A 20928-nucleotide genomic window follows, 5' to 3' on the forward strand; every position below is an offset into this window, starting at 1 on the left:
CGGGGCCGGGGCGGCCGGGGCCTGGTTCGGGTACGGGTTCGGGGACGGGTAGTGGGGTGGCTGGTGCGGGGCCTGCGCCGACTGCGCCGCCTGCGGGTACTCGGGGTATATGGGCGGGGCTGAGGGATGGGGCGCGGCCTGCGTGGGGTAGGTCGGCGGGGCCGGAGAGTGATGGGTGGCGGGGGAGGGGTAGGCGGGCGGAGCCAGGGATTGAGCGGCGGTCTCCGGGTAGGTCGGCTGCGCCGGGGGGCGGGTGGTGGTCTCGGGGTAGGTCGGCTGCGCCGGGGGGCGGCTGGTGGTCTCGGGGTAGGTCGGCGGAGTCAGTGGGTGAGCGGCGGCCTGTGGGTAGGTCGGCTGGCCCAAGGGGTTGGCGGTGGTCTCCGGGTAGGCCGGCTGGGCCAGGGGGCCGGCCGAGGTCTGCGGGTAAGTCGGTGGGATGCCCGGAGACTGGGTGTGGGCGGTGGTCTCGGGGTACGTCGGTGGACCCAGGGGCTGCTCGGCGGGCTCGGGGTGTTCCGGTGGTGACGAGGGTGGCTGGGTCATGGTCTTCCTTCACGTGCGGGGACGGTGACTGAGCGGTCCGGTGTCCGTTGGGTTCAGCCGATGAGCAGTGCGGCGGGGAGGAGGATCGTGCCGGTGCAGAAGGAGATCAGGCCGGTACGTATCCACTGGTGCTTGCGCGCGGCGATACGGCTCGTCTCGGTGAGCGCCGAGGTGAGTGCGGCCGTGGGGTCGCGCTGGGTGTCGGCGAGCGCTGCCTCCAACCGGCCCAGCCGTACGGCCTGTTGGATGTCGCCGAAGTAGGAGAGGGGCTGGCCCGGAGCCCAGGGCTCGGAGCGGTAGCGGGGCAGGACGGCGAGGAGCAGCGCGAACAGGGACAGCACCAGGGAGCCCGCCCCGGCGCTCCAGACGACGGTGCCGAAGGTGCTGAGCGCGGCCGGGTTCCAGTTCCGCCCGGCGAGCAGCCCGCTGAACACCCCGGCGGTCATCCCGAGCGCGGCGACCAGCACGGACGCCTTGCTGTCGGCACGGGCGATCTCGGTACGGAGGTCGGTGAGGAGGCGCTCGCAGAGCTGGGTGGGGTCGGCGGGCGGAACCGGCGTCGTGCGCGGATCGACCGTGGTCATGTCCCGCTGCCCGCCGCCCGCTCCTCCCCGGTTCCGTCACCGGTCCCGTCGGCCGGCTCGTCCGCGGGCGCGTTCTGCTGCTCGGGGAGGGTGGGGGTGCTGCCGTAGCCCGGGGGCGGCTGCCAGGCGGGGCTGCCCGGGGCGTGCGGAGCGGAGTACGGCTGCTGGTACGGGCCCGGGGCACCCGGAGGACGGGCGGGCGGGGGTGCCATCGGCGCGGGCGCTCCGGGGACATCGCCGCCGTACGAGGGGACGGCCCCGTAGGGCCCGGCGGCACCCGGCGCGGATGCTGGGGACACGGGCGCCTGCGGTACCCCCGGATACGGGCTCGCCGGCGGCTGGACACCCCAGGCCGGGGCCCCTGGCGTCTGGCTCGCCTGACCCGGGGTCGCATCGCTCGGGGCCCGACCCCGGTCCCGGTACCCAACACCGGGATGGCCCGCGCCGGGACCAGGCCCACTGGAGCCGAGGTCCGGTTGCCCGGGAACGGAACCCGGCCGGCCCGAGGCGAACCCGGGCTGCCCAGGCGCTTGGCCCACCTGCCCCGGCGCTGCGCCCGGCTGGCTGGAGAGTGCGCCAGGTTGCCCAGGGTCGGAGTCTGAGTGGCCGGGGAGGAAGCCTGGTTGCCCGGGGGTGGTGCCCACCTGCCCCTGCCCAGCCCCCGGCTGGCTGGCAACGAACCCCGGCTGCCCAGCCACCCCGGACACCCCAGTCACCCCCGGCTGCCCAGCAACCCCGGGCCCACCAGCACCCCCAACCGCTCCAGCCACCCCCGGTCCCCCAGCCACCCCAGGCCCATACCCCGCCCCATACGAGCCCCCGCCATACGAGCCCCCGCCATACGCAGAGTCGCCGTCGTAAGAACCCCCCACCCCCGGCTCGCCCCCCGCCAGCACCGGAGGTGTCTGTGGGACCCCCGGTAGCCGTTGCGTCAGGATGTCGCTCACCGTGCGGAGCGCTAGCTGCTTGGGGCCCTCCAGTTCGAACTTTTCCGCGTTCTCGCCGTGGAGGAGGTCCTTCACCAGGTCCATCTGGGCCTGGATCATGCGGAGTTGGTCGTCCCGCATGCTCGTCATGACCAGGCGGGAGTCCTCGGGGTGCTGGGACAGGTGCAGGGCCCAGGCCTGCACTCCGCCCTGTTGCAGGTGGTACTGGTAGAAGGCGATCTTCTCCGCCTCGATCCGCTGCAACTCCAGTTCCTGGTGGCCCTGTTGGATCGCCAGGTGGTGTTGCTGGCTGCTCTGCAGGGCCGCCTGTTCGTAGTCCCAGCGCTGTTGTTGCAGGGCCAGGTGCTGTTGCTGTGCGCCGTACGACATCGAGCGCTCCAGCTGCAGCGCGTCCTGTTGGCGGTTGCGGCGGTCCACCTCCACGTCGATCTCCTGGCCGCGCTGGGCCACCCGTACCTGCTCGGTCGCCGAGTGGTCGATCGCCTGGAGGCGGCGCTGGTGGTCGATGTTCTCCTGGTCGCGGCGCAGGCGCAGGGTCCAGGTCGTCTGGAGGCCGGCCGGGGCGCCCAGGGGGCCCAATACGTTGATCGCCTGGAGCAGTTCTCCCTCCGCCGCCGCGCTTTCCGCTATCGGGAAGCGGCGGCTCACCGGGCGGGCTGCTCGCTGGAGTTCGCCGATCAGCAGGCCCGGTACGTCCCGGTGGCCGCTTCCCACGAAACGTGCCGGGTCGATCACCTGCCAGGACATGTCGACCTCGGCCGAGAACTCGAACGCGTCGTTGTCGCTGGGGAGGGTCAGCGTGCCGGAGAAGGGGTGCACGCCCATGTCGATCTCGTACACCGCCGTGTAGTGGCGGGACGCGATCTCGCTGCGCGTCGGGCGGCGCGGCGGGAGGTAGGCCTCGTAGGCGCCCTTGGCGGTCGAGAAGACGAGTGCGTGGTCGATGCGGACCGTCGACTTCAACGAGAGTTCGAAGCGCGACAGTTGGCGCACGGTGAGGACCGGGTCGATCAGCTGGGTGTGCCGGTCCGCGGACTGCTGCCACTCGGGCGGGCGGTGGAAGGCGGGCATCGTGCGTTGCTCCTCGGTGAGCGCGAGCGGGGGCTGCTGACGGTGTGTCAGCGGACGGGCAGGGTCGTCAGGAGGCGGGACGCCACCGTCGGCGGGGCCGCGCCGTCCTCGCCCGGCATCGTCCGCAGGAGGTGGTCCAGGCGGTGGTACTCCTGCGGGGTCGTGACCAGGGTCGGGAGCAGGTGTGCCAGGGCCCACTCCGTCGTCGTCGAGCGGTCGGCGATCAGGACCCACTCGCGCAGGACATTCAGCGCGCCCCGCGTCTCGGCCGGGTCGCCCAGCGCCGCCCGCCACAGGAACGGCACCCCCTGCGCGGCGGCCGAGCCGTCGGTGACCGCGCGGGCGTACCAGCCGAGGACCAGCGGATGGCCGTACCGCTCGTCGTCCTGGGTGTGGCGGCAGGCGCTGACGAAGCCGCCGAGGGTCAGGTCGTGCACCGGGCGGTCGTCGGCCAGGTGCAGCCGCAGCTCCGCGAGGACCGCCTCGCCGGCCTCCGAGAGCAGCAACAGGGCGACCGCCTCGCGCAGTTCGTCCGCCATCTCGCGGTCGAAGGCGTCCCGGTCGCCGCGCACGTTCTCGTACAGGCTGCGGGCCGCCGTACGCAGCGCCGCCAGTGCCTGCTCGGGGCGTTCGGCGCCGATCAGCGCGTACGCCCGTACGGCCACCCAGCGCAGCCGCCGGTCCTCGCTCCTGGACCACTCGTCGAGGATGCGCGGGATGTTCGGGGTGTCGATGAGGTGGGCGAGGGTGAGGGAGTTGACGGCCACCAGACGGTGCCGGAAGCGGTTCGAGGTCGCCCAGGGTTCGATGACCAGGGCCATCGCCGACGGCAGGTCCGTGCGGGCCAGGACAGCGACGGTGGACGCGGCCCGGGTGCGGACCAACGGGCGGCCGTCGTCGGCCAGTTGGCGCAGCCAGCTGATCAGCGCGGGGCGCGCGGAGGGGTGGCCCGTCCAGACCTCGCGGAGGAGGACGAGCGGGGCGCGGTCGTCGACGAAGCGCGCCTTCTGCTGGATCACCGGGCCCCACTCGGTGTGCTCGTCGTCCTCGTACCGCTCGGCGCGGGCGAGTTGGAGCCGTTTGCCGATGTGCGTGCCGAAGACGGGGACCTCGGGGACGCCCACCGGGTTCTGCGTCTTCTGGAGCAACCGGTAGAGCAGGTCGCTGAGTTCGGCGGTCAGGGCGTACGGGCCGTCGTCGAACGCGGCCAGCGCGACCAGGAACGCCTTGTCGCGCAGATGGACCGACGCCTCGTCCTCCTCGAACCACTCCCGGACCTGGTTCTCCAGGGATATGAGCGAGAACTGGGCTATGTCCTCCGCCGTCACCTCGCCCACCGCGTACCGGGCCAGCTGCTGTGCGAAGGCCGCCACCTCCCGCAACTGGTGACTGCGGCTCAGGAACTCGGCCACGTCCGGGAGTTCGAGCAGTTTCGCCCGCGTCTCCTCCTCGGCGACGCGGGTGCGCAGATGGGCGGCCAGTACGTCGGCGGCGGGCGGCGCGTGCCATTCGACGGCCGGGACGTCCTCCAGTACGGCGGTGTGGCCGACGGTGACGACCAGGTACCCGTCCTGTGTGGCGAGCCGGTCGCGGGCGGCGAGCAGGTGGTGCTCGCGGAGGGGGCGGTCGCGGCGGGTGGCCAGGTCGGCGAGCACGTAACCGCGGGGCCGCTCGGCGGTTTCGTCCGCCGTACCGACCCGGTCCGCCAGCGTGGCCGGGCCCGTGTCGCGGTCGAGGGCGTGCACGGAGGCCGCCCCGAGCCGGTGCAGCAGCGTCAGGGCGGCCGTGTGTCTGCCGGTGGAGCGGGCGCCGGACAGGACGAGGACCCGGTCGCGGCGCAGCCGGGTGAGCAGGGCCTCGGCGGTCGCGTCGGCGGCGACGAAGGAGTCGGCGAGCCGGACCAGCGTGGTCCGCGGGACCTCGCCGGAGGCGGAGGCGGCGGACGGGGCGGAGAACCCGGGTATCGCCCACTGGTGGATCTCCGTCTTGCTGCCCATGATCACGTCACCGGTGACCCGGCCGCCGCTCACGCCGTGCTGGTCACCGCCGACCAGACCGCCGCCGAAACGGGACCGGTCGCCGACGTTCATGCTCCGCGGGCTGTGGTCGATCAGGTCGCGCCGGGCCGACCAGGGGGTCTGCGCCTGCTCGCGGTCCTCGGACCCCTCCGAGCCGTCAGCCGCCCCCTCGGACCCCTTGGCGCCGCCCTCTCTGCCGTCCTTGCCGTCGTCGGAGGCGGCGGCCGGATCGTCGGCGGGTCCGGAGCGCGGGGGCTCCGGCGAGTCCGGGGTGCTCATGAGCCGTCACCGCCGTTCCCCCGGAGGCCGCCCATGTTCACGTCCCCCGTGACCTGGCCGCCGCTGACGCCGTGCTGGTCACCGGCGACCACGCTGCCGCCGATGCTCACGGCGCCGTTGAAGTTGAACACGGGGCCCGGGGCGGGGCGGTTCTCCGGCGCCGGGGAGGTCCCCTGGGCGGGGACCCTCGGCACCGGCGGCGGTGGCGTCTCCTGGGCCTGAGCCCGCGGGGGCTGCGGCGCCGGGCGGTCCCCCGATCCGCCCGGCGCCTCCCCCGCCCCCGTGCCACGGTGGTCCTGGTCGGCGGCGTCGTAACCGCCGGGCAGCGGTCCGTGCAGCCATGCCCTCATCGGGCCGTTCTTGCTGTCCACCCCGACCGGGTGGAACTCGTCGGCCGGGATGCCCGGGTGGTCGTGCCGTACGACGCCGCTGTACAGGGCGTCCGAGACGAGCAGCGCGAAGTCGTGGGGGCGTTCGCGCAGGGCGGCCCGCAGCAGCTGGGCGTCCAGCAGCCGACAGGCGTTGTTCAGGTCGGTGCCGACCCAGCCGTCCCGCTCGTCGATGCCCACGTATCCGGTCGCGACGACCCCGCGCAGCCGGATCTGGGCCGAGCTGGACGCCATGCGGTTGACGGCGCGCAGCTGGGCGGGGACCTCCACGAGGAGGGCCCGCAGAAGGGCGGTGACCGGGGCGCCCGCGTCGATCAGCTCCATCACCGAGTCCCCCCGGTCGGCACGCAGCCGCCGGGTCTCGTCGATGCCGGCGTTCTCCAGGGCGCGGTCGGTGATGTCGTACAACATGCGCCGCAGATACGCCTGCTCCACGTCGTCCCGGTCGCTGAACCTCTCTATGTCCAGCAACAGGATCGTGCGGCTGACGGGGTCGGTCATGGTCGCCCTTCGGGAACGTGGGGGTTGCTTGCAGCAGCGTGGCGGGTGAGGGAGGTGTGCTGTGAGGGCGTATGACGCAGTCGGAGTGTGTACGGGTACACACAAGGGGGTTGGTGAGTGCGGGGAGTTGGTGCGGGCGCCGTACTGGGGGCTGCGCCCCCAGACCCCCGCTGTCGGCCTGAACGGCCTCGTCCTCAAACGCCGGACGGGCTGGATGGTGCCGCCCGCCGCAGACACGAGCCGCCACTCCCCAGCTCAACCCTCGGCCGCCGCGATCCTCCGCAAGATGTCCGGTCGCCGGATGAGCAGCGCCCGCCTCCCCGTCTCGACCGCCTCCTTCTCCCGCAGTTCCCGCAGCAGCCGCTGGACCATCTCCCTGGACGCGCCCACCGAGCCCGCCAGCTCCTGCTTGCTCAGGGGGACCGAGAGTTCGATGCCCTCGGGGGTGCGGCGGCCGTGGGTGCGGGCCAGGTCCAGGAGGAGGATCGCGAAGCGTTCCCGTACGTTCATGGACGCGAACTCCAGGCGGCGGCGGTCCGCGGCCCTCGTGCGGTCGGCCGTCAGGCCCAGGAGGGCGAAGGAAACAGCCGGTGAACGGGCCAGGAAGTCTTTGAAGCGTTCGTGCTCCACGGCCACCGCCCTGACCGCCTCCAGCGCGGTCACCGTGGCCGAGCGCGGGCGGCCGGTGAGGGCGGCCGACTCGCCGACTATGTCGCCGGGGCCGCGCAGGGCCAGCAGGGCCTCGTAGCCGTTGGCCGCCGAGGCCGTCACCTTCGTCCAGCCCTGGACCAGGAAGAGGACGTGGGAGGAGGGCTCGCTCTGGTGTATCAGGATCACCCTGGTGGCGAAGTTCAGCTCGCGGCCCAGCGACAGGAGGGCCGTACGGTCCTCCTGCTCCAGGCGGGCCAGGAAGGGCACCCGGTCGTCCAGGCCCCCGTCGTCCGGTGAGTACGCCGCCGTCCTCATCACGCTCAGCCCCCGATCGTCGCAGCGGACGGATCAAGGTACTGAACGGGCGGGCCCTCGGGGCTGTAAAGGGCGCGAATCAGCCACCTTGGCCAGCAAGCCGCGCGTAAGGCATGCAAAGCTGCTAGAAGCAGATAAACGGCGGCTCGCGCGGGCTCGTGAGCCCGGCGTGTCGTACCGCCCTCCATTTGTTTTGACCGAAGTCGTTGAGGTAGGTACGCTCAGACCTTGTGCCTGGGGTGTGCCCTGGCCCTCGTGCGTGCCTTCGAACCGCGCGGGGAGCCGTAAGCGACCACCGCAATCTGCGCCCTTCCCGCCTCGCGGTGGGAGTCTGCAGTATTCGACACACCCGACCGCGTGGGTCGGCGACGTTCCAGGTTAGCTTCACCATCGGCACACAGAAACCGGAGAAGTAGTGCCTACGATCCAGCAGCTGGTCCGGAAGGGCCGGCAGGACAAGGTCGAGAAGAACAAGACGCCCGCGCTCGAGGGCTCGCCCCAGCGCCGTGGCGTCTGCACGCGTGTGTTCACGACCACCCCGAAGAAGCCGAACTCGGCCCTGCGCAAGGTCGCGCGTGTGCGTTTGACCAGCGGGATCGAGGTCACCGCTTACATTCCGGGTGAGGGACACAACCTGCAGGAGCACTCGATCGTGCTCGTGCGTGGTGGCCGTGTGAAGGACCTGCCCGGTGTTCGCTACAAGATCATCCGCGGCTCGCTTGACACCCAGGGTGTCAAGAACCGCAAGCAGGCCCGCAGCCGCTACGGCGCCAAGAAGGAGAAGTAAGAATGCCTCGTAAGGGCCCCGCCCCGAAGCGCCCGGTCATCATCGACCCGGTCTACAGCTCTCCTCTTGTCACGTCGCTGATCAACAAGATCCTGCTCAACGGCAAGCGTTCCACCGCCGAGCGCATCGTGTACGGCGCCATGGAGGGCCTGCGCGAGAAGACCAGCAACGACCCGGTCATCACGCTGAAGCGCGCGCTGGAGAACATCAAGCCGACCCTCGAGGTCAAGTCCCGCCGTGTCGGTGGTGCGACGTACCAGGTTCCGATCGAGGTCAAGCCCGGTCGCGCCAACACGCTCGCGCTGCGCTGGCTGGTCGGTTACTCCCGCGCCCGTCGCGAGAAGACCATGACCGAGCGTCTGCTCAACGAGCTTCTCGACGCTTCGAACGGCCTCGGTGCGGCCGTCAAGAAGCGCGAGGACACCCACAAGATGGCCGAGTCCAACAAGGCCTTCGCGCACTACCGCTGGTAGTCGCAGCCCACATCGAGACCGAGAGAAGACCGAAGCCTTATGGCTACCACTTCACTTGACCTGGCCAGGGTCCGCAACATCGGGATCATGGCTCACATCGACGCGGGTAAGACGACCACCACAGAGCGGATCCTCTTCTACACCGGCGTCAGCTACAAGATCGGTGAAGTCCATGACGGCGCCGCCACCATGGACTGGATGGAGCAGGAGCAGGAGCGTGGCATCACGATCACCTCTGCTGCCACCACCTGTCACTGGCCGCTTGAGGACAACGACTACACGATCAACATCATCGACACCCCCGGGCACGTCGACTTCACCGTTGAGGTAGAGCGCTCGCTGCGCGTCCTCGACGGTGCCGTCACCGTGTTCGACGGCGTCGCGGGTGTCGAGCCGCAGTCCGAGACGGTGTGGCGTCAGGCCGACCGTTACGGCGTGCCCCGCATCTGCTTCGTCAACAAGCTCGACCGGACCGGCGCGGAGTTCCACCGCTGCGTCGACATGATCCGGGACCGCCTCGGCGCGGTTCCGCTGATCATGCAGCTGCCGATCGGTGCCGAGATGGACTTCAAGGGCGTTGTGGACCTGGTCCGCATGAAGGCGCTCGTGTGGTCCGCCGAGGCCGCCAAGGGCGAGATGTACGACGTCGTCGACATCCCGGCCACGCACGTCGAGGCTGCCGAGGAGTACCGCGGCAAGCTCGTCGAGGCCGTCGCGGAGAACGACGACGAGATCATGGAGCTGTTCCTGGAGGGCCAGGAGCCCACCGAGGAGCAGCTGTACGCCGCGATCCGTCGCATCACCATCGCGTCCGGCAAGTCCACCGGCGTCACGGTCACCCCGGTGTTCTGTGGCACCGCGTTCAAGAACAAGGGCGTCCAGCCCCTGCTCGACGCGGTCGTTCGCTACCTGCCGACCCCGCTCGACGTCGAGGCCATCGAAGGCCACGACGTCAAGGACCCCGAGGTCGTCGTCAAGCGCAAGCCGTCCGTGGACGAGCCGCTGTCCGCGCTCGCGTTCAAGATCATGAGCGACCCGCACCTGGGCAAGCTCACGTTCGTACGCATCTACTCCGGACGCCTGGAGACCGGCACCGCGGTGCTGAACTCCGTCAAGGGCAAGAAGGAGCGCATCGGCAAGATCTACCGCATGCACGCGAACAAGCGTGAGGAGATCGAGGCGGTGGGCGCGGGTGACATCGTCGCCGTGATGGGTCTGAAGCAGACCACGACCGGTGAGACGCTCTGCGATGACAAGAACCCGGTGATCCTGGAGTCCATGGACTTCCCGGCGCCGGTCATCCAGGTCGCCATCGAGCCCAAGTCCAAGGGTGACCAGGAGAAGCTGGGTGTGGCCATCCAGCGTCTCGCGGAGGAGGACCCCTCCTTCCACGTTCACTCGGACGAGGAGACGGGCCAGACCATCCTCGGCGGTATGGGCGAGCTGCACCTTGAGGTGCTGGTCGACCGTATGAAGCGCGAGTTCAAGGTCGAGGCCAACGTCGGCAAGCCGCAGGTCGCGTACCGCGAGACGATCCGCAAGACCGTCGAGCGTCACGACTACACGCACAAGAAGCAGACCGGTGGTACCGGTCAGTTCGCCAAGGTCCAGATCGCGATCGAGCCGATCACGGACGGCGACGCTTCGTACGAGTTCGTCAACAAGGTCACCGGTGGCCGTATCCCGCGGGAGTACATCCCGTCGGTGGACGCCGGTGCGCAGGAGGCCATGCAGTTCGGCATCCTGGCCGGCTACGAGATGACCGGCGTCCGCGTCATCCTTCTCGACGGCGGCTACCACGAGGTCGACTCCTCCGAACTGGCGTTCAAGATCGCCGGCTCGCAGGCCTTCAAGGAGGCCGCGCGCAAGGCCAGCCCCGTGCTCCTGGAGCCGATGATGGCCGTCGAGGTCACCACGCCCGAGGACTACATGGGTGAGGTCATCGGCGACATCAACTCCCGCCGTGGTCAGATCCAGGCCATGGAGGAGCGTGCCGGTGCCCGCGTCGTGAAGGGCCTCGTGCCCCTCTCGGAGATGTTCGGCTACGTCGGCGACCTCCGCAGCAAGACCTCGGGTCGCGCAAGCTACTCGATGCAGTTCGACTCCTACGCCGAGGTTCCCCGGAACGTCGCCGAGGAGATCATCGCGAAGGCCAAGGGCGAGTAACACACACCGTTTACACGCTTTAGGCTTGACACCGACCGCCGGGGCTCACCCGGGAGGGCAGAGCCCGGCGGGCGGCATCCCAGCAAAGATCACCTGGCGCCGATGAGTAAGGCGTACCAGAACCACTCCGCAGGAGGACCCCAGTGGCGAAGGCAAAGTTCGAGCGGACTAAGCCGCACGTCAACATCGGCACCATCGGTCACATCGACCACGGTAAGACGACCCTCACGGCCGCCATTACCAAGGTGCTGCACGACAAGTACCCCAACCTGAACGAGGCCTCGGCCTTCGACCAGATCGACAAGGCGCCGGAAGAGCGCCAGCGTGGTATCACGATCTCGATCGCGCACGTCGAGTACCAGACGGAGGGTCGTCACTACGCCCACGTCGACTGCCCGGGTCACGCGGACTACATCAAGAACATGATCACGGGTGCCGCGCAGATGGACGGCGCGATCCTGGTCGTGGCCGCCACCGACGGCCCGATGCCGCAGACCAAGGAGCACGTGCTCCTGGCCCGCCAGGTCGGCGTGCCGTACATCGTCGTCGCCCTGAACAAGGCCGACATGGTGGACGACGAGGAGATCCTGGAGCTCGTCGAGCTCGAGGTCCGTGAGCTCCTCTCCGAGTACGAGTTCCCGGGCGACGACCTGCCGGTCGTCAAGGTCTCGGCGCTCAAGGCGCTTGAGGGCGACGCCGAGTGGGGCCAGTCGGTTCTCAACCTCATGGACGCCGTCGACGAGGCCATCCCGACCCCCGAGCGTGACGTCGACAAGCCGTTCCTCATGCCCGTCGAGGACGTCTTCACGATCACCGGTCGCGGTACGGTCGTCACCGGCCGTATCGAGCGTGGTGTCCTGAAGGTCAACGAGACCGTTGACATCATCGGCATCAAGCAGGAGAAGACCACCACCACGGTCACCGGCATCGAGATGTTCCGCAAGCTGCTCGACGAGGGCCAGGCGGGCGAGAACGTCGGTCTGCTCCTCCGTGGCATCAAGCGCGAGGACGTCGAGCGCGGCCAGGTCATCATCAAGCCGGGCTCGGTCACCCCGCACACCTCGTTCGAGGCGCAGGCGTACATCCTGTCCAAGGACGAGGGCGGCCGTCACACGCCGTTCTTCAACAACTACCGCCCCCAGTTCTACTTCCGCACCACGGACGTGACCGGCGTCGTGACCCTCCCCGAGGGCACCGAGATGGTCATGCCGGGCGACAACACCGAGATGAGCGTCGAGCTCATCCAGCCCATCGCCATGGAAGAGGGCCTGAAGTTCGCCATCCGCGAGGGTGGCCGGACCGTGGGCGCCGGCCAGGTCATCAAGATCAACAAGTAGTTCTTGTTGGCTTGACAGCCTGACTCGGTAGTTCTGTCAGAGGGGCCCGTACGACTTCGGTCGTACGGGCCTCTTTGCTGTGCCTGGTTGCTGTTACGAAACTATTCGGCGCGTACGACCCGTTCCTCCCGCCGGTCACTCCCTCCACCATTTGTCATGCCACTGACCAAATTCGGCGGAGGGGTGGATACGTCATGTCTGGGGTCGTCAGCCGTAGAGCTGTTCTCGGGGCTGGTCTTGCCGCGGTGCCGGTGCTGTCTGGGGTGGCCTGGGCGGGGGCTCGCCGCACGGACTCGGGCGCGTACATCTCGTTCACCGGCGGCGCGTTCGCGCTGGTCGGGGCCCCGGTCGTGGTCAGCGCGGACGACCACCCCGGAGTCGTACGAGTGGCAGCCGACCTGCGGGACGACATCGAACGCGTCACAGGTGTACGTCCGGCCGCGACCGTCGCCCGGGAGGTGATCCTCGTCGGCACGATAGGCCGCAGCCCGCTGATCGACGGTCTGATCCGCACCGGCAAGCTGGACGTCACGGGCATCGCGGGCCGCTGGGAGACCTCGCTGCAGACGGTCGTGGAGCGCCCGATGCCGGGTGTGGACCGGGCGTTCGTCGTCGCGGGCAGCGATCCGCGCGGCACGATCTTCGGCGCGTACGACGTCTCGTACGGCATCGGGGTCTCGCCCTGGTACTGGTGGGATGACGTACCGCCGGTCCACCGCGACGCGCTGTACGTGCTGCCGGGCCGCTTCACGCAGGGCACCCCGGCCGTGAAGTACCGGGGGATCTTCATCAACGACGAGAACCCGGCGCTGGGGACCTGGGCCCCGAGGTTCTTCGGTCCGGGGAAGGCGCCGGGGCATCCAGGGGGCTTCAACTCAGCCTTCTTCGAGCGGGTCTTCGAGGTCCTGCTGCGCCTGAAGGCCAACTACCTCTGGCCGGCGGTGTGGGGCAGGGCGTTCGCCGAGGACGACCCGGAGAACCACGCGCGGGCGAAGGCGTACGGCATCGTCATGGGCACGTCCCACGAGGCGCCGATGATGCGCGGCATCGAGGAGTGGAACCGGCACGCGGTCCCGGCGGTGCGCGACAGCGCGGGCAACGTGGTGACGCCGGGGAGGGACCCCTACGGGGGCACGGGGGAGTGGTCGTACCGGCGGAACGCGGCGGCGGTGCGGGCGTATTGGCGTGACGGCATCCAGCGGATGGTTGGCGAGGGCTTCGAGGGCGTCGTCACCCTGGGCATGCGCGGCAACGGCGACACGAGCCTGCCGGACGGCGACGGCATCGAGCTGATGCGGGAGATCATCGAGACGCAGCGCGGGATCATCGCCGAGGTGACGGGGAAGCCGGTGGGGGAAACCCCGCAGGTGTGGACCCTCTACAAGGAGGTCCAGCGGTACTGGGACCGGGGGTTGAGGGTTCCGGACGACGTCACGGTCGTCCTGACGGACGACAACTGGGGCAACATCCGCAAGCATCCGGACCCGGCGGAGCGGGTGAGGAGTGGTGGATACGGGTTGTACTACCACTTCGACTACGTCGGCGTCGGCCGCAACTACAAGTGGGTGGACACGGCCAACCTCCAGAACCTCTGGGACCAGCTCCACCAGGCGCACGCGTACGGCAACCACGGGTTGTGGGTGACGAACGTCGGCGATCTGAAGGGCAACGAACTCCCGACCGAGTTCTTCCTCGACTACGCCTGGAATCCGGCCCGTTGGGACCTGTCGGCGCTGGAGGAGTGGGAACGGCGGTACGCCCGCCAGAACTTCGGGCCGGAGCAGGCGAGGGCGGTGGCGGCGGTGCTGGCGTCGTACGGGCAGCTGCAGGCCCGCCGCAAGCCGGAGTTGCTGAACCGCCGGATCACCCTCAACCCCGCGAAGGACCCGACGAGGGACGAGTCGGCGGTCGTGTACGACGACCAGGAGACGCCGTTCGCCTTCGGTCACCGGGAGTTGGAGCGGGCGACGGAGGAGTGGCGGCAGCTGGCGGAGGAGGCGGAGCGGGTACGGGGACGCCTGCCCGCCCGGTCGCAGGACGCGTGGTACGAGCTGGTCGGCTACCAGGTGGCGGCGACCGCGAACCTGTACGCCCTGCGCGAGGCCGAGTTCGAGAACCTGCTGTACGCGGCCCAGGGCCGGGCGGCGACGAACGACCGCGCGGCGGAGGCGGAGGCGGGCCTGGAACGGGACTTCGCGCTCGCCGATCGCTTCAACCACGGGGTGGCCGGCGGCAAGTGGGAGGGCTTTCAGACCCAGCCGCACATCGGCTACGGGGACGTGGAGCGGTACGGGCCCAACGCGCCCTGGCAGCAGCCGGAGAAGGACAACGTGGCCTTGCCGGACGTGCTGTTCCCGGCGGTGCGGAGGGTCGAGCTGCCGGTGGACGGGGAGTTGGGGGTGTCGGTCGACGGCGCGGAGGACGCGGGGGAGTGGTGGCCGGGGGGTTCCTCCGGTCCGGCCGTGCTGCCGGTGTTCAGCCCGTACCAGACGCGGCCCGACCAGTACGTCGAGGTGTTCAACAGGGGCCGTACGCCCTTCGACTACCGGGTGGAGTCGTCGGTGCCGTGGCTGGTGGTGGAGCGGCCGAGGGGGCGGGTCGAGCGGCAGGTGCGGTTGCGGGTGGGGGTGGAGTGGGGGCGGGTGCCGGAGGGGGGTGGTCGTGCGGAGGGTTCGCTGACGGTGTCCGGGGCGGGTTCGTCGGTGACGGTCGGGTGCGTGGCGGAGAAGCCGTCGCGGAGGGAGCGGCGGGGGCTGCGGGGCTTTGTGGAGGCGGGCGGCTATGTGGCCATGGACGCCGACAACTACTCGCGGGCGGTGGGGAGTTGGCGGCGGCTGGACCGTATCGGGCGGACGGGCGCGGGGATGACTCCGTGGCCGGTGACGGCTCCGCGCCGGACGCCGGGTGGAGGTTCGGCGCGGCTGGAGTACGAGGTCGGGTTGTTCTCGGCTGGTGAGGTGACGGTGTGGGCGTATCTGTCGCCGCGCAACCCGACCCTGCCGACGGGTGGGCTGCGGTACGCGGTGTCGTTCGACGGGGCCGAGCCGCGGCAGGTGGACATCCACGCGGTGACGGGGGCGGACGACGGCCTGATGAACAGGCAGTGGGCACGGCACACGAGCGACAACGTGAACGTGACGGCGACGCGGCACGAGGTGGCGGCGGCGGGGGTGCACCGGCTGAAGTTCTGGGTGGTGGATCCGACGGTGGTGGTGCAGCGGCTGGTGATCGACACGGGCGGGCTGACGCGGACGTATCTGGGGCCGCTGGAGAGCCGGCGGATCCGCTGAGCCGCATTGCCGTGCGGGTCAGTAGCGGCTCCTGAACAGGGCTCGGTCGCCGATGAAGTCGCCGGTCATGGCCGCACCCGCGAGACGGTCCGCGAAGCGCTCGTAGGCGGCGTACTCCTCGGTGGTCAGGTCGACACGGTGGGCGCCTCCGGCGAAGCGGTTGGGGGCGAGGGCGGCGGCGAGGGTCTCCACGTCCGCGTCGGGGGCGAGGGTCAGGACGGCCACGGTCCGGTCGACCGTGCCGGTGTAGTCGCCGGGGCTCGCCACGCTCTCGATGTCCGCCGAGCCGTCGGCGTGGTGGGTGACGAGGAGCGAGGGGTTCGCCTTCGCCGCCGCGCGCAGGGAGCGGCGGACGCGTTTGAGGGCGGCCAGGTCCTCCTCGTCCAGGGTGACGGGGTGCAGGGGGACGAGCGGAGTGCCGTCGGGGGCATGGAGGGCGCTGCCGCGGGCGGGGTCCGCGGTCGGGTCCCGGAGGATCCGGCGACTGCGCAGAACGGGCGGGAGAGCCTGGTGAACGGCGCTCCAGGCGTCGAGGGCGGCGGGTGCGTCCAGGCCGGTGAGGTTCTCCAGTCCGGGCGGGCAGGCGGGTCCGAGGTGCTCGTTCGCGCCGGTGTTCAGCACCTGGGCCGCGTGGTAGGGCGCGAGCAGGAGGTCGTTGGTCAGGTAGAAGTCGTGGAGCCACTGGGGGTCTTGGGGGACGAGACGGACCGTGGTGTGCCGTATGCCGCTGCTTCTGGTGCTGGTCCGGGTCGGGCGGAGGGTGGGAGCCATGAGGGGTTCCTCTCGGTGCGATGCGGGGCTCGGTCACGAGATTTCGTCACTTCGACGATATCTTAGGGGTGGGCAGCAACGGGAGGAAGGGGCGCGGTGGATGGGCTCCACCTCTCACCTCTCACCCCTCATCCCTGACCTCCGCCGCGCACTCCGCCCAGACCGTCTTCCGGGGGCGCGGTCCCAGGCTCACTCCCCACCGGTCGGCCAACGCCTCGACGATCACCAGGCCCCGCCCCGACTCGGCGTGAGCGGTCGGTTCCTGCGGGTTCGGCAGCAGGTCGTCCCGGGTGTCCGTCACCTCGATGCGCAGGGTGGCGCCGATGACGTACAGCTCGAGTCGGAAGTCGCGGCCCGGGACCCGGCCGTGGGTCACCACGTTGGCGGCGAGTTCGGCGACGAGGTGTTCGGCCGGGTCCAAGGGGAGGCCCCAGGCGCGGAGTTGTTCCACCGCGAGGTGGCGGGCCTGCCTGGCGCCACGGGGTGTGGGTGGCAGGAGGGCGGTGAAGTTGCGGGTGTGGCAGGGGCGTTGGGTTCGGGGGGCGGCGGTTTCTTGATTCATGTCACTCAGCGTGGCGGAACCTGCTTGCCTTGACGTGCGGTAACGCCTGTGCGTATCCGTGCTGTCCGGTTCTTGTCTCGCTCTGTCTCGGCTGTCTCGGATGACGTGCGGGTACGGGTGCGCGTTGGAGGTGGGTGGGCATGAGCAATGAACATGAGGGTGTGGACGAGTCCGGGTGGGACCTCGAACCCGGTGACGAGAGCGCGCCGTTGGTGGAGGCGGTCGGGCGGCTGATCAAGTTCTGCCGCGAGCAGGCCGGGATGAGGGTGGCCGAGTTCGCCCGGATCATGGGCTACGGCGAGGACATGATCCGCAAGATCGAGCGCGGGGCGCGTATCCCGAGGGTGGAGTTCCTCGACCAGGCCGATGATGTCCTCAACGCGGGTGGGCACATTCGGGCGTTCATGGAGGACATGGAGAGGGCCCGGTACCCCAGGAAGGTACGTGAGCTGAAGGGGTTGGAGGACCGGGCGGTCGAGCTTCAGATGTACAGCAACCACAACATCCATGGGCTGTTGCAGACGGCGGAGTACGCGCGGGCGTTGCTGGGCACGTGGCGGCCGAAGTACTCGCAGGGCGAACTGGAACGCATGCTGGCAGGACGTATGGCCCGCAAGTCCGTCTTCGAGCGCGAGCCCGCGCCTGAACTGGGCTTCGTGCAGGAAGAGGTGACGCTCCGTCGTCCGGTCGGAGGCACAATGGTGGTGCGCCGACAGCTTGAGCACATGCTGGAGGTTGCCCAACTGCCTTTCGTGGAGCTCCAGGTGATGCCGACCGCCTGCGCGAACCATCCGGGAACGGGTGGGCGGATCCAGGTGATCAAGTTCGCGGACGGTACGGGGGCCGGGCGGATGGACGACGATTTCGGAGGGCGGCCGGTGACCAGTCCGAGGCAGCTCCGGGTCCTTGAGCTGCGGTATGGCATCATCCGGGCCCAGGCTCTCTCGCCGGAGGAGTCGGTGGCCTTCATCGAGCAAGTGCTGGGAGAAACATGATCCGTAGGGAATCCGGGTTGCTGTGGTTCAAGAGCAGCTACAGCGACAGCAGTAACGGCAACGACTGCGTCGAGATAGCCACCACGCCCGCGCTTGTCCACGTCCGCGACTCCAAGTCGACGGCGGAGGGGCCCCGTCTCGCCCTTGGCCCCACCACATGGACCGAGTTCATCTCGTTCGTGTCCGGCAGTTGATCACACCGGTGTAGCCTTTCCGATTCCTTTACCCATCGGAGAGGCCCGAATGAACCGAAGACGTACCGCCGCCGTGATCGCGACCGCCGGAGCCCTCGCGCTCTCGGTGCTCAACGCGCCGGCCGCGCAGGCGAAGGACACGGGCATCGTCCTGTCCGACATCGTCATGAACAAGGGGAAGCCGATCGTGGTCGGCACGGCGAAGGTGGTAGAGCCGTCCTTCTCCTTCAAGATCGCCCTGCCTGCCGGGTACAGCACGGCCAATCCGTTCCGCTACGACGCGCACCCCTTCCTCTACCGTGGAAGTTCGGTGGCGGAAGCGGCCAAGAACGGACCGAACTATCTGGGGCCGGGCAGCTACACCTGCTACGAACTCAGCTCCCAGCGGGCCCGCTGCGAGGGGTTCATGTACATCGACCCCCATCCGTTGCGTGAGCACGTCGACTCCAACAGCGACGCCACCAATTGGAAGATCGGCGTAGTGCTCCGGCTGTTCAAGGCCGACGAGACCACTGTCGTGGCCGAGGAGTACGAGACCAGGTCCGCAACCGTCTCCCTCCGCCGAGCCGCCAAGCTGGCCACTGCCGACGCCACCCCCGAGCCCGTCGCCAAGGGCAAGAAGCTCACCCTCAAGAGCAAGCTCACCCGGGCGAACTGGACCACCAAGAAGAACGACGGCTACGCCGGCAGCACCGTGAGCCTGCAGTTCCGCGCCAGCGGCACCAGCACCTTCAAGACGCTGAAGAAGGTCAAGACGAACAGCGCGGGCGCCCTGAGCACCACCGTCACCGCCACCACCGACGGCTTCTTCCGGTGGGTCTACTACGGCAACAGCGTCACCGGCACCGCCACCAGCGGCCAGGACTTCATCGACGTGCGCTGAAACCGTGAACCGGTCAGTGATCGAGCCTCGCGCCCAGCACGGGCGGCAACTGCTCCCGCAGTAGCCGCCGTGCCGGGTCCAGGGACGACCACAGGAGTTTGTGGCGGGTGCCGTCCGTCATGACCACCTCCAGGCCGGAGGCGGTCAGCCCGCCGTGCAGGCGGCCCGCGGCTATCCCCGCGAACGGGATCAGCTTGTTCGTGGGGTGGGCCGCCAAGACCGCCTCCGGGTCGTACGTGAGGGGCCGGTACGGTTCCTGGGCCTTCAGGCCGGCGGAGACGGAGCCGTTCGCCAGCGTCGCCATGAAGCCGCTGCGGATACGCAGCAGGCCCTCGGGGAGCAGCCACAGCTCGCCGTGGATCCAGTCCAGCCAGCCGGTCGTGCAGGTCTTGGTCAGCAACTGGGCCTGTGTATGGCGCAAGCGGGCCGCCCGGGTCACCGTCTCCGTGAGCAGCGTGCTCCACGCGTCCAGGGACGGGACCTGGCGGCCTTCCTCGACGGGGTCGGCCGGTGAGAGGAACAGGGCGCGGGCGTGGCCGGACTCGTACAGCTGTATGACGGTGAGCGGGATCTGCCACGACGGGGACTCGATCCGTACCTCCACCATGCGACCGTCCGCCGCCCACAGGGCGTCCGAGACCCGCATGCCCTCCGCCCGCCAGCCCCGTATCCGTGACTTCAGGTGCTCTGCCGCCGTATTCAGGTTCATGTCATCCGTCACACCGGGATCATCGCCGACCCCGCCGACCGGGCGACACCTCGCGCTCGTGTTTGACCTTCGTCACCCTCGGGGTATTCTCTCCGGCTCGATTGGCGGAGCCCCTGCCCCGTATGGCAGACTGTCGGAGTTGCTCGGTCGAGCGCCGATGCTGCGCGCCTCCCGTCGGGAGGACCGGAAGCGAGTCCCACAGTACTCGTCGCCTCAACTGCCGTAAGGCAGCGCTGGGGCGGACGTACGGGAATCTTTCGGGAAGTGTCAGCGGGGTGCAGGCCAGGCACTCGGTGGGTGTCCAACCCCCGGTCCTGCGGTTGCTTTCGGGCGGGCCGCGTCCCTCGTACGTAGGGGAATCCGTTGATGGATTAGCGGATATCTGTGCGGCAGGAGCGCGACACACCCGACCGCGTGGGTCGGAGGACAGGACGCGAACCCCCGGGTTGCAGAGCGTTTCACTAGACAAAGGACTACTGAGTAGCCATGGCGGGACAGAAGATCCGCATCCGGCTCAAGGCCTACGACCACGAGGTCATCGATTCCTCGGCGAAGAAGATCGTCGAGACGGTGACGCGAACTGGTGCGTCGGTCGCGGGCCCGGTGCCGCTGCCCACTGAGAAGAACGTGTACTGCGTCATCAAGTCGCCGCACAAGTACAAGGACTCGCGCGAGCACTTCGAGATGCGCACGCACAAGCGCCTGATCGACATCCTCGACCCGACGCCCAAGACCGTTGACTCTCTGATGCGACTCGACCTCCCGGCCGGTGTCGACATCGAGATCAAGCTCTAGGGGACGGTGATCTGAGAATGGCTAAGCAGATCAAGGGCATCCTGGGCGAGAAGCTCGGCATGACGCAGGTGTGGGACGAGAACAACCGTGTTGTTCCGGTCACCGTCGTCAAGGCCGGTCCGAACGTCGTGACCCAGGTCCGTACGAACGACGCCGACGGCTACGAAGCGGTCCAGATCGCCTTTGGCGAGATCGACCCCCGCAAGGTGAACAAGCCCCTCAAGGGTCACTTCGCCAAGGCCGACGTCACCCCCCGCCGCCACCTCGTCGAGATCCGCACCGCGGACGCCTCCGAGTACACGCTGGGCCAGGAGATCTCCGCTGAGGTCTTCGAGGCGGGCGTCAAGGTGGACGTGACCGGCAAGAGCAAGGGCAAGGGCTTCGCCGGTGTCATGAAGCGTCACAACTTCAAGGGCCTCGGCGCCGGCCACGGTGTCCAGCGCAAGCACCGCTCTCCCGGCTCGATCGGTGGCTGTGCCACCCCCGGCCGTGTGTTCAAGGGCGTCCGCATGGCGGGCCGCATGGGCAACGAGCGGGTCACCACCCAGAACCTGACCGTCCACGCCGTTGACGCGGAGAAGGGTCTGCTGCTCATCAAGGGCGCTATCCCTGGTCCGAACGGCGGCCTCGTCCTGGTCCGCACCGCGGCCAAGGGGGCCTGAGGTACC

The 20928-nt window shown here is 69.4% G+C and carries 18 protein-coding genes and 1 pseudogene; 10 read left to right on the top strand and 9 right to left on the bottom strand.

All coding sequences use genetic code 11. From position 1 onward, the window contains the following. From CW359_RS36350 to CW359_RS36375, 6 genes and pseudogenes are all read right to left on the bottom strand, one after another. A pseudogene (locus tag CW359_RS36350) lies at positions 1-543 on the bottom strand (hypothetical protein); the annotation flags it as partial. A gap of 53 nt (positions 544-596) precedes the next feature. Continuing rightward, positions 597-1127: a Pycsar system effector family protein gene (locus CW359_RS36355; RefSeq protein ID WP_105974494.1), complete on the bottom strand. Its 531-nt coding sequence runs from the start codon at positions 1125-1127 to the stop codon at positions 597-599. After that, on the bottom strand, positions 1124-3145 hold the full coding sequence (locus CW359_RS46090; protein ID WP_198655521.1) for a hypothetical protein: 2022 nt from the start codon (positions 3143-3145) through the stop codon (positions 1124-1126). Before CW359_RS46090 ends, CW359_RS36355 begins: the two co-directional genes overlap by 4 nt. Positions 3146-3192: 47 nt before the next feature. After that, positions 3193-5442: a hypothetical protein gene (locus tag CW359_RS36365; protein WP_105974495.1), complete on the bottom strand. Its 2250-nt coding sequence runs from the start codon at positions 5440-5442 to the stop codon at positions 3193-3195. After that, positions 5439-6332: a hypothetical protein gene (locus tag CW359_RS36370; protein ID WP_105974496.1), complete on the bottom strand. Its 894-nt coding sequence runs from the start codon at positions 6330-6332 to the stop codon at positions 5439-5441. Before CW359_RS36370 ends, CW359_RS36365 begins: the two co-directional genes overlap by 4 nt. Before the next feature lie 255 nt (positions 6333-6587). Then, the gene (locus tag CW359_RS36375; RefSeq protein WP_105974497.1) at positions 6588-7298 is read right to left on the bottom strand and encodes a Crp/Fnr family transcriptional regulator; all 711 of its coding nucleotides are present in this window, start codon (positions 7296-7298) and stop codon (positions 6588-6590) included. A gap of 415 nt (positions 7299-7713) precedes the next feature. Between CW359_RS36375 and rpsL the strand changes: the two genes are divergently transcribed. The 5 genes from rpsL (at position 7714) to CW359_RS36400 (ending at position 15351) form a co-directional block, all read left to right on the top strand. Continuing rightward, positions 7714-8085 carry a 30S ribosomal protein S12 gene (gene rpsL / locus CW359_RS36380; RefSeq protein ID WP_003948652.1) on the top strand — a complete coding sequence of 124 codons (372 nt, stop codon included), beginning with the start codon at positions 7714-7716 and terminating at the stop codon, positions 8083-8085. A gap of 2 nt (positions 8086-8087) precedes the next feature. Then, positions 8088-8558 carry a 30S ribosomal protein S7 gene (rpsG, locus tag CW359_RS36385; RefSeq protein WP_105974498.1) on the top strand — a complete coding sequence of 157 codons (471 nt, stop codon included), beginning with the start codon at positions 8088-8090 and terminating at the stop codon, positions 8556-8558. A 39-nt stretch (positions 8559-8597) separates the two neighbouring features. Then, entirely contained in the window at positions 8598-10724 is a 2127-nt protein-coding gene (gene fusA / locus CW359_RS36390; RefSeq protein WP_105974499.1) for an elongation factor G, read from the top strand. A gap of 143 nt (positions 10725-10867) precedes the next feature. After that, entirely contained in the window at positions 10868-12061 is a 1194-nt protein-coding gene (gene tuf, locus CW359_RS36395; protein WP_105974500.1) for an elongation factor Tu, read from the top strand. 194 nt (positions 12062-12255) lie between these two features. Next, positions 12256-15351 carry a glycosyl hydrolase 115 family protein gene (locus CW359_RS36400; RefSeq protein ID WP_105974501.1) on the top strand — a complete coding sequence of 1032 codons (3096 nt, stop codon included), beginning with the start codon at positions 12256-12258 and terminating at the stop codon, positions 15349-15351. Between the two features lie 18 nt (positions 15352-15369). Here the strand turns inward: CW359_RS36400 and CW359_RS36405 are convergent, their stop codons facing one another. Both CW359_RS36405 and CW359_RS36410 read right to left on the bottom strand, forming a co-directional pair. Continuing rightward, the gene (locus CW359_RS36405; RefSeq protein WP_105974502.1) at positions 15370-16122 is read right to left on the bottom strand and encodes a hypothetical protein; all 753 of its coding nucleotides are present in this window, start codon (positions 16120-16122) and stop codon (positions 15370-15372) included. A 121-nt stretch (positions 16123-16243) separates the two neighbouring features. Further along, complete coding sequence (locus tag CW359_RS36410) at positions 16244-16684, bottom strand: ATP-binding protein (protein WP_105974503.1); 441 nt, start codon at positions 16682-16684, stop codon at positions 16244-16246. 140 nt (positions 16685-16824) lie between these two features. Here CW359_RS36410 and CW359_RS36415 point away from each other — a divergent pair, with 140 nt between their 5' ends. Genes CW359_RS36415 through CW359_RS36425 form a run of 3 tightly spaced genes read left to right on the top strand, consistent with a single transcriptional unit; the run spans position 16825 to position 18756 of the window. Continuing rightward, positions 16825-17679, top strand: coding sequence for a helix-turn-helix domain-containing protein (locus tag CW359_RS36415; RefSeq protein ID WP_105974504.1), 855 nt, complete (start codon positions 16825-16827; stop codon positions 17677-17679). Continuing rightward, positions 17676-17873 (top strand): DUF397 domain-containing protein, encoded by a 198-nt coding sequence (locus tag CW359_RS36420; RefSeq protein ID WP_105974505.1) that lies wholly within the window; start codon positions 17676-17678, stop codon positions 17871-17873. Before CW359_RS36415 ends, CW359_RS36420 begins: the two co-directional genes overlap by 4 nt. A gap of 49 nt (positions 17874-17922) precedes the next feature. Beyond that, positions 17923-18756, top strand: a complete 834-nt coding sequence (locus tag CW359_RS36425) for a hypothetical protein (RefSeq protein WP_105974506.1) — start codon at positions 17923-17925, stop codon at positions 18754-18756. Positions 18757-18769: 13 nt separating this feature from the next. Here CW359_RS36425 and CW359_RS36430 read toward each other — a convergent pair whose 3' ends face one another. Continuing rightward, the gene (locus tag CW359_RS36430; protein ID WP_105974507.1) at positions 18770-19477 is read right to left on the bottom strand and encodes a hypothetical protein; all 708 of its coding nucleotides are present in this window, start codon (positions 19475-19477) and stop codon (positions 18770-18772) included. A gap of 474 nt (positions 19478-19951) precedes the next feature. Between CW359_RS36430 and rpsJ the strand changes: the two genes are divergently transcribed. Together rpsJ and rplC are read left to right on the top strand one after the other, a co-directional pair. Beyond that, the gene (rpsJ, locus tag CW359_RS36435) at positions 19952-20260 is read left to right on the top strand and encodes a 30S ribosomal protein S10 (RefSeq protein WP_003948644.1); all 309 of its coding nucleotides are present in this window, start codon (positions 19952-19954) and stop codon (positions 20258-20260) included. 17 nt (positions 20261-20277) lie between these two features. Beyond that, positions 20278-20922 (top strand): 50S ribosomal protein L3, encoded by a 645-nt coding sequence (gene rplC / locus CW359_RS36440; protein ID WP_105974508.1) that lies wholly within the window; start codon positions 20278-20280, stop codon positions 20920-20922. Positions 20923-20928 lie beyond the last annotated feature (6 nt).

This window comes from Streptomyces geranii (assembly GCF_002954775.1).
GTDB lineage: Bacteria > Actinomycetota > Actinomycetes > Streptomycetales > Streptomycetaceae > Streptomyces > Streptomyces geranii.